The organism is Klebsiella sp. KPN54798, from assembly GCF_021184225.1.
GTDB classification, from domain to species: domain Bacteria; phylum Pseudomonadota; class Gammaproteobacteria; order Enterobacterales; family Enterobacteriaceae; genus Klebsiella; species Klebsiella pneumoniae.
In genome coordinates, this window is the sequence record NZ_CP089234.1 from 4726376 (window position 1) to 4742840 (window position 16465).

Annotated in this window: 7 protein-coding genes and 9 pseudogenes; 9 read left to right on the plus strand and 7 right to left on the minus strand. The window is 46.9% G+C overall.

What is annotated here, in order from left to right; translation table 11 throughout:
• The first annotated feature begins 407 nt into the window (after nt 1-407).
• A complete protein-coding gene (locus LPQ25_RS22735; protein WP_004153321.1) occupies nt 408-1847 on the plus strand; it encodes an MFS transporter in 1440 nt (479 codons plus the stop codon).
• Between the two features lie 58 nt (nt 1848-1905).
• The gene (locus tag LPQ25_RS22740; RefSeq protein WP_234599488.1) at nt 1906-3585 is read left to right on the plus strand and encodes a glycoside hydrolase family 43 protein; all 1680 of its coding nucleotides are present in this window, start codon (nt 1906-1908) and stop codon (nt 3583-3585) included.
• Between the two features lie 82 nt (nt 3586-3667).
• On the opposite strand, the pseudogene LPQ25_RS22745 reads toward LPQ25_RS22740, so the two are convergent.
• A pseudogene (locus LPQ25_RS22745) lies at nt 3668-4305 on the minus strand (HNH endonuclease).
• A 160-nt stretch (nt 4306-4465) separates the two neighbouring features.
• On the opposite strand from LPQ25_RS22745, the pseudogene LPQ25_RS22750 reads away from it, so the two are divergent.
• Nucleotides 4466-5181, plus strand: a pseudogene (locus LPQ25_RS22750) (IS256 family transposase); the annotation flags it as partial.
• Nucleotides 5182-5356: 175 nt separating this feature from the next.
• Here the strand turns inward: LPQ25_RS22750 and LPQ25_RS22755 are convergent.
• On the minus strand, nt 5357-6166 hold the full coding sequence (locus tag LPQ25_RS22755) for a polysaccharide pyruvyl transferase family protein (RefSeq protein WP_004177598.1): 810 nt from the start codon (nt 6164-6166) through the stop codon (nt 5357-5359).
• Between the two features lie 97 nt (nt 6167-6263).
• On the opposite strand from LPQ25_RS22755, the pseudogene LPQ25_RS22760 reads away from it, so the two are divergent.
• From LPQ25_RS22760 to LPQ25_RS22770, 3 pseudogenes are all read left to right on the plus strand, one after another.
• A pseudogene (locus tag LPQ25_RS22760) lies at nt 6264-6899 on the plus strand (glycosyltransferase); the annotation flags it as partial.
• Between the two features lie 78 nt (nt 6900-6977).
• Nucleotides 6978-7900 (plus strand): annotated as a pseudogene (locus LPQ25_RS22765) (IS5 family transposase).
• A gap of 51 nt (nt 7901-7951) precedes the next feature.
• Nucleotides 7952-9550, plus strand: a pseudogene (locus LPQ25_RS22770) (glycosyltransferase); the annotation flags it as partial.
• Between the two features lie 151 nt (nt 9551-9701).
• Here LPQ25_RS22770 and LPQ25_RS22775 read toward each other — a convergent pair.
• Nucleotides 9702-10791, minus strand: a pseudogene (locus LPQ25_RS22775) (IS3 family transposase).
• A gap of 653 nt (nt 10792-11444) precedes the next feature.
• Between LPQ25_RS22775 and LPQ25_RS22780 the strand changes: the two are divergent.
• From LPQ25_RS22780 to LPQ25_RS22790, 3 genes and pseudogenes are all read left to right on the plus strand, one after another.
• The gene (locus LPQ25_RS22780; protein WP_012737315.1) at nt 11445-12572 is read left to right on the plus strand and encodes a PAAR domain-containing protein; all 1128 of its coding nucleotides are present in this window, start codon (nt 11445-11447) and stop codon (nt 12570-12572) included.
• The gene (locus tag LPQ25_RS22785) at nt 12562-12825 is read left to right on the plus strand and encodes a hypothetical protein (protein WP_004192273.1); all 264 of its coding nucleotides are present in this window, start codon (nt 12562-12564) and stop codon (nt 12823-12825) included. The genes LPQ25_RS22780 and LPQ25_RS22785 overlap by 11 nt, the downstream gene beginning before the upstream one ends.
• Before the next feature lie 132 nt (nt 12826-12957).
• Nucleotides 12958-13104 (plus strand): annotated as a pseudogene (locus tag LPQ25_RS22790) (transposase); the annotation flags it as partial.
• A 12-nt stretch (nt 13105-13116) separates the two neighbouring features.
• Here the strand turns inward: LPQ25_RS22790 and LPQ25_RS22795 are convergent.
• From LPQ25_RS22795 to drmB, 4 genes and pseudogenes are all read right to left on the minus strand, one after another.
• Nucleotides 13117-13227: pseudogene (locus tag LPQ25_RS22795) on the minus strand (DUF4102 domain-containing protein); the annotation flags it as partial.
• Nucleotides 13228-13552: 325 nt separating this feature from the next.
• Nucleotides 13553-13666 (minus strand): annotated as a pseudogene (locus LPQ25_RS22800) (FosA family fosfomycin resistance glutathione transferase); the annotation flags it as partial.
• Nucleotides 13667-13839: 173 nt separating this feature from the next.
• On the minus strand, nt 13840-14601 hold the full coding sequence (drmC, locus tag LPQ25_RS22805) for a DISARM system phospholipase D-like protein DrmC (protein WP_012737314.1): 762 nt from the start codon (nt 14599-14601) through the stop codon (nt 13840-13842).
• Nucleotides 14594-16465, minus strand: coding sequence for a DUF1998 domain-containing protein (gene drmB / locus LPQ25_RS22810; protein WP_012737313.1), 1872 nt, complete (start codon nt 16463-16465; stop codon nt 14594-14596). Before drmB ends, drmC begins: the two co-directional genes overlap by 8 nt.

The following is a 16465-nucleotide window of genomic DNA, read 5'->3' on the forward strand; positions in this document are numbered from 1 at the left end:
AAACAGGAAAATTAACAACTGTGACACATCGTGTATTCTCATCGTCGGTTGCTCAATTACGTTATTTCACTCGGCGATTGAGAAAATGCTCAAATGTGAGCCATCTCGCAAATAAAACTATTTTAAATATCTCGCTTCGCGCGCGTATAGAGTACACTTCCTGGGGAATTCAGGTATCCATACCAAATTAAAATGCCGATTTTGTCACAATGCCCGCCTGCCAAAAAATTAGCGGCGGATAACGGTTCAACGCAGGCGATACAGGCCTTTGCTTCGAGGATCACAGAAGTAAAAAAACATAATTACGTAATTTAAAAACGTAATAGATTCTTCCAGGTCAACTGTGTCAGAAAGTGTTTCACCTACACAAAACAAACCGGAGTCTGCTTAGAATGAGTAAAAACATAATGCACAGTCGGCATGATGAATATCATAAATTAACCCGTGGAGAACGAATTGGTTATGGCATGGGCGACTTTGCGCAAAACCTGGTTTTCGGCACAATTGGGGGTTTTCTGGCTTTGCATATGCTGACGGTAAATACCATCAGCACGGCAACGGCAGGCTTTATTTTTCTTTTTGTTCGCATCATTAATGTGTTTTGGGATCCGATGGTCGGAACCTACGTGGATAAACGAACCTCGAAAGCAGGGAAATATCGCCCCTGGCTGTTACGAGCCGGCGTGCCGCTGGTGATCCTGTCGGCATTACTGTTCGCGCCAATCCCTGGGGTGAAAGGTTCGGTGGCTTTCGCCTTTATTATTTATCTGGCGCTGGACCTGGTTTATTCCTTAGTCAATATTCCCTATGGCTCGCTGAATGCGTCGCTGACCCGCGACCCGGAATCGATCGATAAGCTGACCAGTACCCGCATGATGCTGGCCAACAGCGCCAACCTGCTGGTCTATACCCTGTTCCCGATGTTTGTGCAGATGGCGGCGCCGAAAGATCGCAGCCTGAAAGACACCGGCTTTTTTGGCCTTGAGCTGAATCTCGGCAACTATACCGATCCGTCAGCGAACTACGCCTGGTTCGGCGTGTACGCCATCTATATGATCATCGGCGCGGTGGCCCTGTTTATCTGCTACAAATGCACCAAAGAACGCGTTGTCGCGACCGCCGAGCAGACCGCCAACGTCAAAACTACCGACCTTTTCCACGAGCTCAGACATAACCGTCCGCTGGTTATTCTCGGCATGTTCTTTATGCTGGCCTTTACCTTCATGTTCTTCATGAACACCGTTAACGGCTTCTTCAACCAGTTCGTCGTCGGCCATTCCGAATGGATGGGCGCCGTGGGTCTCGTCGCGTCTATTCCCGGCATCGCCTTCCCGGTGTTCTGGCCGAAACTGAAAAAAATCTTTGGTAAAAAAGGCTTCTTCCATCTGTTCCTCGCCATGTTCATCGTCGGCGAACTGCTGACCTACGTCTGGTCCCGCGAAGGGATGCACGACGCCCTGTGGCTGGCCTACATCGCCACCTTTATTAAACAGTGGGGCTTAACCTCCGCCACCGGCTTTATGTGGGCGCTGGTACCGGAAGTTATCGCGTACGGCGAATTAAAATCGGGCAAACGCAATGCCGCCATTATCAATGCCATTATGGGACTCTTCTTCAAGATCGGCTTCACCATCGGCGGCGCGATCCCGCTGTGGCTGCTGGCGGTGTATGGATTTAATGAAAGCGGCGCCGTGCAGAGCGCCAGCGCCATCGATGGGATCATTATGACCGCGGTGTGGATCCCAATCGCGCTGGCCGCTATTTCGATGGTGATCATGCAGGTTTATCCGATCTCCGATAAACATGTTACCGACATCAACCGTCAGCTGGATGAGATCCGCGTGTAGTTAAAAAAATTATAAATCAGACCGATCCTTAACTTTCCATTTTAAAAGGTGTAATGAAATGTCACTTATTCAAAACCCGATATTACGCGGCTTTAATGCCGACCCCAGTATTATTCGCGTCGAGGATACGTACTATATTGCCAACTCGACGTTTGAGTGGTTCCCGGGCGTGCGTTTACATGAGTCCAAAGACCTGAAAAACTGGAACCTGCTGCCTTCGCCGCTCTCCACCACCACCCTGCTGGATATGAAGGGCAACCCCTCCTCCGGCGGCATTTGGGCGCCGGCGCTCTCCTGGGCCGACGGGCAATTCTGGTTGGTGTATACCGATGTGAAGGTCACCGAAGGCGCCTTTAAAGACATGACCAACTACCTGACCACGGCGAAGGATATTCGGGGCCCGTGGAGCGACCCGATCAAGCTGAACGGCGTCGGGTTTGACGCCTCGCTGTTCCATGACGACGATGGCCGGAAATATATCGTCCAGCAAACCTGGGATCACCGGGAGTATCATCACCCCTTCGATGGCATTACCTTAACGGAGCTGGATACCAAAACGCTGAAGTTAATGCCGGAAACCGCGCGCACCATCTACCGCGGCACCGCCGTGGCGCTGGTCGAGGGGCCGCACCTCTATAAACTGAACGGCTACTACTATCTGTTTGCCGCCCAGGGCGGCACCGTGTTTACCCACCAGGAGGTGGTGGCGCGGTCGAAAACCCTCGAGGCCGACAGCTTCGAAACCGAGCCGGGCGACGTGTTCTTAACCAACGTCGATACCCCGGACAGCTACATCCAGAAACAGGGCCATGGCGCGCTGGTCTCCACCCCGGAAGGCGAATGGTATTACGCCTCGCTCTGCGCCCGGCCGTGGAATCGCCCGGGGGAATCCATCTACGACCCGCGCGGCTGGTCAACCCTCGGCCGGGAAACCGCGATCCAGAAAGTGTACTGGGACGACAAGGGCTGGCCGCGTATTGAAGGCGGTCACGGCGGGAAAACCTTCGTCGAAGGGCCGAAAGACGCCATCTTCACCGAAAGCGCCAGCGATAATAGCCAGCAGGATGACTTTACCTCGCCAGCGCTCGACCCGAACTGGAATACCCTGCGAGTGCCGTTTACGGCCAAAATGGGCACCACCGGCGACGGCAAATTAACCTTAATCGGCCAGGGTTCGTTAGCCAATACGCATGACCTGTCGCTGATTGCCCGCCGCTGGCAGGCCTTCTATTTTGACGCCGCGGTGAAGGTGAAATTCGAGCCCTTCAGCTATCAGCAGATGGCCGGGTTAACGAATTACTATAACGACCGCCACTGGAGCTTTGTCTTCCTGACCTGGAATGAAATTAACGGCAAGGTCATCGAAGTCGGCGAAAATAACCGCGGTAAATACACGTCGTACCTGAAAGATAACGCCATCAAGGTGCCGGACGGCGTGGAATACGTCTGGTTCCGGACCAAGGTCCGCAAGCAGACCTACAGCTATGAATACAGCTTCGATGGCGTGTCGTTCACCGAGATCCCGGTCCTGCTGGATGCCGCGGTACTGTCCGATGACTATGTGTTGCAGAGCTACGGCGGGTTCTTTACCGGGGCGTTCGTCGGCCTGGCGGCGGTAGACTACGCCGGGTACGGCACCCAGGCTGAGTTTTATCAGTTCGAGTATCAGGAGCTGGGCGATAGGTTAGCGGCCGATGGCAGTTACAGCTGGGAGGCTGGCGAGACGCGGGATAAGTAAGAGAGAGCGGGCCCACGCTACCGGTGAGGTAGCGTGGGTTTTGTGGTGTGTTTGATGTAATTAAAGCGAGCGCTGTCGGATGTCAGTCTGCGGGGCGCAGCCGGGCCTTCAGCTCTTCTGGGGTAAACGGCGGATCTCGCCGGTGCAGCATTGCATGGCAGTTGGGACAAACCGGGATCAGATCGGTTTCAGGGTTCAGACGGTAGTCCTGCTTTATTCCGGACAGCGGAATGAGATGGTGGATATGGATAAAACCCTGGCCGATTTCGCCATAGCGGCTGGCCATATCCAGACCGCATACCTGACACCGGCAGCCGTGCAGGCGAAGCGCCGCCTGACGAGCCTGACGGTCGCGCTCATAGCGATTGACCACCACCTGCATCGCCGCCCCTTCCACGAACTCCATAGTCGTCTGTCCCTCATCGGGGAAAAGCGCAGCCTCGTCATCGCCAGCGCCCTGCGACGCGATCGTAAATCCTTGCTCCAGTAACAGGCGCACGCATTTGGATTTAATCCCCCCGCTGAAATCCGCCGGGGTAAATTCCGTTCCCGTGGCAAGCGTTGCCGCTAACCCGACGATGGCTTTTGAAGGATACCGACGCCCTCAAACTCGATCTCATACAGACGCGCGTTTTTAAACTGATGCGCAACGCCTGCATCGTAAGCGCGAATGGCGGCGATGATGCATTCCCTGGATAAATGGTCCGGTAGTTTTTTCATAAGACATAGCTATCTGATGGCGCGAAGCTTGAGTATAAATAGAAAGCTATGGGCTTTTCGAAAAAATAAATAGCAGTGATAGTTAAATAGCGATCCACGTAGAATCGCCGCATCTGGTGGGTTGATCGGCAAGGATTTTGCGAGCATTATCGCATTTATTATTGAACGCAAGATCATTCGGCTGTTTTGCGCAGGGGATTAGTTACCAGGACATTAGCCGAGAGTTCGAAGATTTATATGCATTCAGCATGTCAACCGCCACCATCAGTGTAGTACGATAAAGTTATCCCTGAACTAAAACAGTGGCAACAGCACCCGCTGGAAAAGGTTTACCCCTTCGTCTGGCTGAACGTATTCACTATAAAGTCCGTGAGAATGGCCGTTATCAGAGCAAAACGGTTTATACCGTTATGGCGCTGAATCTGGCAGGCAAGAAAGAAACTCTGGGCCGGTATCTATCAGAAAGTAAAGGCGCTAACTTCTGGCTGTCTATATTAAGCGACCTGCAAAACTGGGGCATTGAAGACATCCTGATCGCCTGCGTGGGCGGGCTGACCGGCTTCCCGGAGGCGATAAACAACATTTATCCGCAGACAGAGGTTCAGTTGTGCGTCATTCACCAAATCAGTAACTCGATTAAATACGTGGCCTCAAATGACCATAAAGCTTTTATGGCTGATCTGAAACCGGTATATCGCGCGGGGTCGAAAGAAGCCGCAGAAACGGTGCTGGATGAGCTGGAAGCGAAATGGGATCAGCAGTATCCAGTGTTGCTCAAGTCGTGACGACGCAAGTGGGAAAATCTGTCAGCATACAATAGAATTTAAGAAACACGGAGTCAGTAAAATACTGTACGTGAAAAGTGATGCGGAAAGTTAAAACCTCGGTGCAACGACTAAACTCATTGATAAGTTTTTTACTGCGATAATCGATAGTTTTGCAGACTATAGGCGTGCGAATGAATAGTCACCTAAAGGCTGGCAGGCAATAATTAACAATGCTGTAACAGTTATATGGCTTTCAGGCAGCGTATTATTATACGCTGCCTTTTTCAACTTGCCGTAATAAAGCATGTTTTTGGATAACGATTAAAAAGTGAATAATTGTAAACAGCTTCATTTTTGTAATATGAGTTAGGATAGAAGTTGACTTCTTTGCCAAGCAGAGATGCTAAAATTGCCACATGCAGCCTGTCGGTATTGACAACTTTATACTCTTCAAGAAAGTTTATCATGCAACGGGTAGAATTACGCGCCAGAAATTCATTATCCCAATAATCGCCATTCCAGGTGAGCGAAATATCATGATTGTTTTCTTTGTAGTCTCCAGTTAGAGATTCGGAGTCCGTTCTGAAGCAGTTGGCCTGTTTTTTATAGACGGGTTTAAGTGACAGGTATTTATTAAGATCGAGATAAAATGCCATATCATCAGTAATGAATACGTTCTTGTTTGGTTCGTAGTTGAGAGATTTAATATAATCGAAGGTGATATTTTCGCGACAAAAAACAACAAACTTATCAATATTGTTGATGAATAAATCGCTATACCCTCTGATTGTCGACGGCATTATTATTACTTTATGAAACTTCCCAATATTATTCTGGATAAAGTCATGACCTTCAGAATACAATCCTTCTATCAGGTTTCCTCCGCCTCCAAAAATTAAAATATCAGTTTCAGAACTGTAGCGCTCGCCATCTCTGTAAGGGATATAGGTAAGAGCATTTCGTTCAAAAAAGTCATACGTCGCAGATGCAATTACACCATCACCAGCATTACCAGGGTTTGCCTTATAGACAAATCGATGAGATAGATGATAAGATTTTAGAAGCAAATCAAATTTTAACTTCATATTGGTCATTTTTTATCCTGTTTAACAGAAGCTACCGACTGCTATCTTACACTACTTCAATTCACTAATATCATAGAAAAGTCTAGGTTACAAAGGAAGGGTTACAATGAAGAAAATTCTTATAATGACGCCGGACATTGAGGGGCCTGTCCGTAACGGCGGTATTGGTACTGCTTTCACTGCCCTTGCCACTACTTTGGCAAAAAAGGGGTATGATGTTGATGTATTGTATACATGTGGCGACTATTCTGAATCATCTGTATCGAAATTTAGCGACTGGTCACGTATTTATAGTACCTTTGGTATCAATCTGCTAAGAACCGGACTGATAAAAGAGATTAATATTGATGCACCGTATTTTAGAAGGAAAAGTTATTCAATTTATCTCTGGTTGAAAGAAAATAACATCTATGACACTGTTATTTCTTGTGAGTGGCAGGCAGATCTTTATTACACTTTATTAAGCAAAAAGAATGGAACGGATTTTGAAAATACAAAGTTCATTGTAAATACTCACAGTTCAACGTTATGGGCTGATGAAGGTAATTACCAGCTTCCATATGATCAGAACCATCTTGAACTCTATTATATGGAGAAAATGGTGGTTGAAATGGCGGATGAAGTTGTTAGTCCGTCTCAGTATTTAATTGATTGGATGTTGAGTAAGCACTGGAATGTTCCTGAAGAACGTCATGTAATTTTAAATTGCGAGCCATTTCAAGGGTTTGTGACGAGAGATGATGGGCTTTGTTGAATAAATCGAACTTTTGCTGAGTTGAAGGATCAGATCACGCATCCTCCCGACAACTCAGACCATTCCGTGGCAAAGCAAAAGTTCAGAATCACCAACTGGTCCACTTACAACAAAGCTCTCATCAACCGTGGCTCCCTCACTTTCTGGCTGGATGATGAGGCGATTCAGGCCTGGTATGAGTCGGCAACGCCTTCATCACGAGGAAGGCCCCAGCGCTATTCTGATCTCGCCATCACCACCGTTCTGGTGATTAAACGCGTATTCCGGCTGACCCTGCGGGCTGCGCAGGGTTTTATTGATTCCATTTTTGCCCTGATGAACGTTCCGTTGCGCTGCCCGGATTACACCAGTGTCAGTAAGCGGGCAAAGTCGGTTAATGTCAGTTTCAAAACGTCCACCCGGGGTGAAATCGCACACCTGGTGATTGATTCCACCGGGCTGAAGGTCTTTGGTGAAGGCGAATGGAAAGTCAGAAAGCACGGCAAAGAGCGCCGTCGTATCTGGCGAAAGTTGCATCTTGCTGTTGACAGCAACACACATGAAGTTGTCTGTGCAGACCTGTCGCTGAATAACGTCACGGACTCAGAAGCCTTCCCGGCCTTATCCGGCAGACTCACAGAAAAATCAGGGCAGCCGCGGCAGACGGGGCTTACGATACACGGCTTTGTCACGATGAAATGCGCCGCAAAAAAATCAGCGCGCTTATTCCTCCCCGAAAAGGAGCAGGTTACTGGCCCGGTGAGTACGCAGACCGCAACCGTGCCGTTGCTAATCAGCGGCTGAGCGGAAGCAATGCACGGTGGAAATGGACAACGGAATATAACCGTCGCTCGATAGCGGAAACGGCAATGTACAGAATGAAGCAGTTGTTGGGAGATTCACTGACGCTGCGTGACTACGATGGTCAGGTAGCGGAAGCTATGGCCATGGTGCGTGCGTTGAACAGGATGACAAAGGCTGGGATGCCAGAAAGCGTGCGTATTGCCTGAAAATCCAGCCAGCTACAGGGTCGTTCGCACGAAATCTTATTTATTCAACAAAGCCGAGATGATGTTACAGTTAAAATAAATGAAAAGCCAGCTTCTGGCGTTGAGCTTGTATTTTTCGGCCGCCTTGAAACCCGTAAAGGACTTGACATATTCCTGCGTGCATTAAGAAAACTATCTGATGAAGATAAAGAGAGCATTTCTGGAGTAACCTTCCTCGGAAAAAATGTCACTATGGGGAAAACTGATTCATTTACTTATATTATGAATCAGACTAAAAATTTGGGACTCGCAGTTAATGTCATCAGCGACTATGATCGTACCAACGCTAATGAATATATAAAAAGAAAAAATGTATTAGTCATCATTCCATCACTTGTAGAAAACTCACCCTATACTGTTTATGAATGCTTGATTAATAACGTTAATTTCCTCGCTTCAAACGTTGGTGGAATTCCAGAGCTTATTCCGCAGGAGCATCATGCGGAAGTTCTATTTATTCCTACACCTGTCGATTTATACGGGAAAATCCACTATCGCTTAAAAAATATAAATATAAAACCAGGGCTTGCTGAATCACAAGACAATATTAAAGAAGCTTGGTTTGTCGCAGTTGAACGAAAAAACAACCGCGCATTCAAGAAAATCGATGAAGCTAACAGCCCGTTAGTTAGCGTGTGTATAACTCACTTCGAACGTCACCATTTGCTTCAGCAAGCACTCGCATCAATAAAATCTCAGACGTACCAAAATATTGAGGTCATCTTGGTTGATGATGGAAGTACGACAGAAGATTCTCATCGTTATTTGAATCTCATCGAGAATGATTTTAACTCTCGAGGCTGGAAAATTGTCCGTAGTTCTAATAACTATCTGGGTGCTGCAAGGAATTTGGCTGCGCGACACGCCTCTGGCGAATATCTGATGTTTATGGACGATGATAATGTTGCTAAGCCTTTTGAGGTAGAAACGTTTGTTACTGCAGCATTAAACTCTGGGGCCGATGTGTTAACCACACCAAGCGATCTTATTTTTGGTGAGGAGTTCCCTTCTCCGTTCCGTAAAATGACGCACTGCTGGCTTCCGTTAGGGCCTGATTTAAATATCGCCAGCTTTAGTAACTGCTTTGGCGATGCTAATGCGCTGATCAGAAAAGAGGTTTTCGAAAAAGTTGGCGGATTTACTGAAGATTACGGTTTAGGTCATGAAGACTGGGAGTTTTTTGCCAAAATATCATTACAGGGATATAAATTGCAAATCGTCCCGGAACCTCTATTTTGGTATAGAGTTGCAAACTCCTGCATGTTGTTAAGTGGAAATAAGAGTAAAAATAACTACCGCAGTTTCCGTCCTTTTATGGATGAGAATGTTAAATATAACTATGCAATGGGGTTGATACCTTCCTACCTCGAGAAGATTCAAGAACTTGAGAGTGAAGTGAATCGCTTGCGGAGCATCAATGGTGGTCATTCTGTCAGTAACGAGTTACAACTTTTAAATAATAAGGTTGATGGTCTTATTTCTCAGCAAAGAGATGGCTGGGCCCATGACCGTTTTAATGCTCTGTATGAAGCAATTCATGTCCAAGGCGCAAAACGAGGCACCAGCCTGGTTCGCCGGGTTGCCCGGAAAGTGAAATCAATGTTAAAATAAAGTAATATTCGGGGCCCGAAAGGGCTCCGCAAAAATAATATTAACTTTCAGCTAATTTTAAATTTGTCTGTAAATAACCCTGTTTTAGTTGCATGCATTTTTGAGTTCCCGGCCAGATTTGACCCTGGCCCAAATTCAGTGCAGTGCTAAATCAGAGATCTTCGTCTTTCCGGAGACTTCGGATGAATTCAGCCGGAGTCATGTCATTTAATGATGAATGCGTTCTCTCATGATTATATTCCCTACGCCAGTTGTCGAGTTTGTCCTGCGCATCTTCCAGCGAGAGAAACCAGTGAATGTTCAGGCATTCATCCCGCAGACTGCCGTTAAATGATTCAATAAACGGGTTATCCGTTGGTTTTCCGGGGCGGGATAAGTCCATTGTGACACCGTGCTCATACGCCCATTTATCCAGACTTTTCAAAATAAACTCGCTGCCGTTATCTGTCTGAATACGTACCGGCAGACGCTTGCCCAGCACCCGCAACCTTTCCATCACACCGACCACATACTCACCTTTCAGCGACTTTCCGGCATGGATCGCCACACACTCCCGACTAAAATTATCCACTACAGTCAGCGCCCGGAAACGTGTTCCGTTAAACAGATTATCCGACACGAAATCCATACTCCAGCACTGATCGATACCGATCAGGACCGGACGTTGCTGACGATGACATGCATGCGGGGGCGCTTTTTGCGCAGGTTGAGGCCTTCCAGACAGTAAATCCGGTGTGTTTTCTTGTGGTTAACAGGCCAGCCTTCCCGCCGCAGCTGAATATGAATACGCGGGCAACCGTAGCGGATCCGAGTTTCCGCTATTTACCGGATACGCAGGGTTATCGCCCGATCATCCCGCCGGCTCTGCCAGTGGTAAACGGTTCTGCTCTGCATCAGCAGTCCGCATCCCCGTCGGACACTGATACGGTAAGCCCCCCGCAGAAAATGCACCGCCTGACGTTTCTGAGCCGGCCTCAGAACTTTTGTTTCAGTACCTCCTGCAGCATCTCCTTGTCCAGACTCAGGTCAGCCACCAGTTTCTTCAGCCGCAGATTTTCATCCTCCAGTTGCCGCAGACGCCGCAGTTCGGTCACGCCCAGACCGGCGAATTTCTTCTTCCAGTTATAAAAAGTGGCTTCAGAAATGCCCATCTTTCGGCAGACTTCCCCGTCGCGGGTGCCGGTTTCGGCCTGTTTCAGAGCAAACGCAATCTGTTCTTCGGTATAGCGGGTCTTTTTCATGGCGATGTGCCTCTCTGTGAGATGGAAGAAAGACCGGAGACTTCAGTTTAGCCCGGCACTGTTTTCAGGGAGGAGATCAACACCCCCACCGTAGTTCGCGGAAGGATGTAATGAAACGATTGGCGTTAGCCCTGCTTTTATTTATTTTCAAAGAATTGGTTGTAGCTTCCGTTCTCACGCCGGAAGCCGACCATTATGACAGCTATCTGTTAGTCGGCACTTAGCCCGCAACAGCCATTGCTGGAACAACTTACGACCTTCTGTTCCGGCCAGTGTTCTCCAGACTGCAGGCCAAGCGGTGCCATATTCTAAGCAACCACCAAAGGTGAAAGAACATACTCGCTAGATAAGTTCCAGCGTCACCAGCTTTACCAGCAACACCGGCTAACAGGTAACCACAAGTAATTTACCGGTCCGCGATACCGTCGCCCTGATCCAGCTTCACAAAAGACAGGCTCTTGCTCTGTTGGAATGCAGGCAATTGTGGAAATCTCGTCTGCAACTGACCGTGCGGATAAACACTATCCATAGCTGGCGACCTGCTCCCATTGATTAACATACTTTGATTTTATTACATTTGCTCATTTACTCGCCAACACCAAAAACTTACACTTCCCACATGGAATTAAAAGCAAAAATAAGGATAAGGACGAATGGCTATTGGTCATTTTTTATTTAGGGGCGATAAGACCGCTTGCGGTGGCAGGATTCTTGAAGGATGCCCCAACCATCAATTTTTCGATAAAGATATGGCATGTGAAGGCCATAAAGTAACCTGCGGCAAACATCCAGGGCATTATCGTATCTGCGGTGGCCTTGATAGTGACGAAATACATGGTAAAAGAGTAGCCGGAACACTGCACAGCCGTAGTTCCTGTCCCTGCAAATCACGTTTTATTCCTTCCATCGATGACACTTATGAATTTTCTACAGGGGCAGCGAAAGCCGACACAGCCCAATCTCAAGTCGTCGAATTTCCCGTTCTCCCCCGCCCGATTTATGATCCCCAAGCTGATAATGTGACTGACACCTGCAAGTCAGAAGATAACCCGCTGCTGAACGGCGTTTATATATGGACTGAAACGACAAGTGCAGGTCATGTTTTCGTTTCAGTGCATGAGAATAACAATATCTTCCTCTACACCTATGGACGCTATGGACGCACTGATAAAAGTACCTTCACTGGGGATGGGATTTTAGACTTTTTCCAGGATGAAGATGCGCGTAAGTATTACCGATACGAACTTTATGAAATGGGAGCTCGCGCTTTCCGCATTGATGATGCAGATCCTAAAATAATCCGTAAATTCTTCGAAAACCTTTGGAATGGCGGTGTAACACCAATTCAAACGCCAAATATGCAAGATGGTACAAAGCGAAGAGGCCGAACCATTGATAAGTATGATGTCACTGGTAGCAACTGTACCACTCACTCAGTCGAGGGGCTCAAGTTTGCTGGCTCAAAGGTATTCGAACACGGTTACACATCCACGACAACACAGCTACCAATCGACATAGAAGAAGATTTTACTATTCCGGTTTCACTGCAAAGATATCTTGAATCAAAGAGTGCAGACTTCTCATCAATCCTCGTTGTCGAAATGACTAATACATTCAAACAGCAGTACCCTAACACCGAAAACAAAAGCCCTCAATCAATGGGAGGGAGTGCAAAAATTCAACAATCTGCTGCCGATTCCGCTGCTGTTGCTGGCTCAACATCCTCCTACTCAGGCGGTACAGTAGGCGGTTCATTGGGAAGCACTTACGATGATGAATAAGAAGTTCTGGATCAGATGGGTGAGTATCGCGCTGATCTGTGCAGCGTATTACGCTATCGTGCTTTATTTCGATCTGGTCTTCGCTCTTAACTTTACAGAGACAATGAGTCAAGGCGGAGAATTTACCCCTTCTCAATGTACCTGGTTTGTTAAGGAGCTAGCGCAAAATCACTCTGATTCGGCTTTAGCCTCCATCATTGGTTTCGCTGTCTGCGTCCCTCTGATCCTGCTCATCTTCAAGAAAGTGAAATGACCGTCAAAGGCTGGAGAGATCCAGCCTTTTCCCTCCTCCCTCATTTTAGACAATATGTAGTGGCACACTGAATTTGTCCACCCTGGACTGCCCCCACCACTCCGGTAGACGATTCTGCCCTAAAGTTTGAGTATAGGAGGAGCGTATGGCACACCACGATTTACACTTGAATTTAAAGAAGAAGCCGTCCGTCAGATAATGGAACGCGGTGATTCTGTTGCCGAAGTATCTAATCGTCGGGGCGTTCCCGCACACAGCCTCTACAAGTGGCTACGGGCGTGGGGTCAGTCCATATTTAGAGCCATTAGGGTGAACGAAAAGATGCATACCGTTGCCATCGGTCAGCTTATATTGTTTGTCCGCTGGCATAGCTGTTCCGACTTCGATATCTTTTAACGCCATGCTTATCCCCTCCCTGCTGGTAACAGCGTTAACGAACTTGGAATACCATCATTTATACCAATATCTGTTGTAGATGTGCATTGAAGTGGGTTGACCTTGAGAGAGCCAGAATCGCGGGCGCGGGAATGACAAGTAAGCACTAGATTTCAGGCACAAAAAAAGCTGCCCTTAAGCGACTTGATTGTATCTTTTGGTGCGAAGGCCGGACTCGCCTTTTCGTTTAATTCATTGAAAATTAATGGGTTGTTAGATTCTACTTTGGGGATTTGCCCCCAGAATGGGACATAAAAATGAATACTGTGCGGAAGATCACAAAGTTGCATGATTATTTTCCAGGACTGAAACGCATTCCAGAGTAAGGCTTCTCCCGACATTGTGCCAGTCGAGATGATAAATCTCCCACATGTAGCTCCAGCTTGTGACCATACGGGTAAAGAAAGCCCTGTTAGCTACTGAAGCGTCAAACTATAAGCGGTAATAATTTAGGGCTCAATCTATGATGGCTAAGAAGGTTCACTCTCAGCCCTCCCATCTCTGGAAAGTCATCATTTGAAAACGACTATGTGAACCTCATTCTCTTAATAAGTTACCGAAGCCATTGAGGTAGCATTATCAAACCAAGCAGATAATTTTAGTTTTAATAAGGGAAAAAAGATGCTCATTAAGTTGCCTTGGAATACTTCCGCCAGAAATAAGCACCCCAGCTTCAATATTTTTTTCCATAGCATACCCAGTAAGGTTTGCACTAGTGATAAAGCACTCCCGAGCATCAGCAACAGCAACTTTTGCATGAACACATCCGCCATAATATTCATTATCTTTATTATTCCATACATAAAGTTTGGCTGAAGGGACCTGTATTCTCATCTTCTCAATGGTATCAAAATTTAAACTACCACCTTTCTCTTGTGATAATTCAAGTAAAATTGAGATCATAACTCCGCGTTCATTTGCAGCATTTAATGCTTTCACTATCGTTGAAACATCATAAGCGACGAAGCTGGTTATAAACAGAGTGCGCTCAGCGGTACTAATAACTTGAAGCAAAGCCTGTTCAGTACGACGTGCTGAAACAAATGGTGTTGTGGGGCCCGTCCACACTAACTCGGTAGATTGCTCTGAAGTGGCTTTTGAATAGACATGGCTGGCAGTAAGGAGCATTGCAGCCAACTCACTAGAACTGACAGACGTTTTTTGCCAGGCCATAGTGAGTTGTTTGACTATTGTTACAGCTATTGGAGTATTGACCACATTGTATAATGTGGCCATAGATTTATTATCATCAATATGGCTAATATTTTCAGCGATAGCTCTTATTTTTTCAGATGATATTAGAGAGCTCAGCGCTGTAATAGCGTCCAGAAGATCATCCATTTAATAAATCCTTGAAGAAAGCTGCTTCAGTATGCTCCAGTGTTGGTACAAGCAGGGCTCTATCTAAATAGCGATTCCCTTTCTCGCAAGAGGTTTCTGCAACTAAGCTACAGGCATGGCAAGCAGCTCCATGCAGCGAACGATCCTTCTCTGGATCATGCTCTGAACATAATGGGTCTGATGAGCAGATCCTTGAGCGATTTAATGCTTGTTCAAGTAAACGTCCAAGATTTTCTGGTTTGCCAAGATCAACCAGTCCCCCTAAAGTACCGTCTGAATCAGCGGCAGCGGTATAAATAAGGATACCCGCCTGAGGAGTACCATTGGTTGTATTTGCATAGATACGCTCACGAATACTCGCGGCATTATATCCACATTCCAGAGCCAATTCTCGAATCAGTAAATGGGAAAGTGTATGCAACATAGCATAGCGAATGCCGGGATAACCTTCTTCTGGATCCAAGTGACGAGCATTTCTCCAACCTGTATGCCCACCGCGAAGCATTTTGTCCGATTGTTTTACAGCGTCCAGAGATTCCCATGCCACAAGCGCTTGTTCATTGAACTGCAGGAATATCCCTTCACCATGGACCTGATTGGCGGGTACCCAATCAGGTTTGCTCCGTGACAGGCTGGCCATTTGCGGTCTTTCGTTGAGATCTTCAGATTCTTCAGGAGCCTCGACCCGGGTAAAACCAAGTAAAGCATTAACCTCACGTAATCGTTCTAAGAGTAAAACTCGCTCAATATATGGCGCAAACCGCGTAGGAGTACGGGTTTTTTTACTCATAAAATGAGGATAATCAGTGGGGGGAGTAGGTTCTATTAGTACATTCCATTCAGGATCTTTAATATCAGCCTCACCGACAAAATCCTCGCCATCTTGTGAGCGATGAGTTTCAATTGCAGACCATATTTCCTCTGCAGCATGCTTTTCAATACCTTGAGCTTCACCACGTTTGTTGAGGATTTTTAGTATCCCTTTAAGTTCAGAAAGATCTTCTACATCAGAAAAATCATCCCAGTAATCAATGATTATCTGATGTAATGGAGTAACATTTGATAATGGGATCGCTAGTGCTGATAGCGTTACAGGAAACCAGCTATTCGTAGCCCCAAGCAGTACTGCACGAGGTTCTTCGTCACATTCAGCATCAAAGTAATCCAGATGAGGATGACGTCCTCTACATGCGGGAAGATTTTCTTTACCGGCCTTACCAAATGCATGCGCCATACTTCTTGATAATTCACAGGAATCGCATTTTACCCAAAGATTTTCTGTCTGCAATGAAGCGCCACTTTCAAAAAATCGCAGCGTTCCTTTGCATGGATTGTTACCACCATGAACAAAATAGTGCCACGGAAAATCATCAAGATGACCATCACGGCAAGCCAAGAGAAAACGGGCTGGAACTGCATCAGCATCCCTTGCAGGTTGATCGCCCTTAGAACCCCGGCAGTCTTTATGAACAAAGCGAGTTCGTTCAGGCCTAAATCGATTTTCTTTTATTTCGAAAAGCCCGGCATCGTAAGGTGAAAGTAACCCACATTTAACGCATCGCAACCATCTAGGGAAAGGACGTACAGGTACCCCTATATTTGCTTCAGCAGACCACATATCTGTGACTTCGCTTTTTTGAAATGGTGGCATTCGCAAGCTTTCAACCTGATCACCTAATACCTTTCTAACGGCAGCTAGTAACCGGGTTTCCTGAATTGGCTGACAACAGTTCTTTTCCCACCTGTCGATCCCAAGTGTTACAACTGACAAGTTGGGCAAATCAATTAGGGCTCCAGGACCATATGTCCAAAGCAATTGGCTCGGGCGAACTTCACCAACGGGTGTTTTCTCATTAATGTTCAT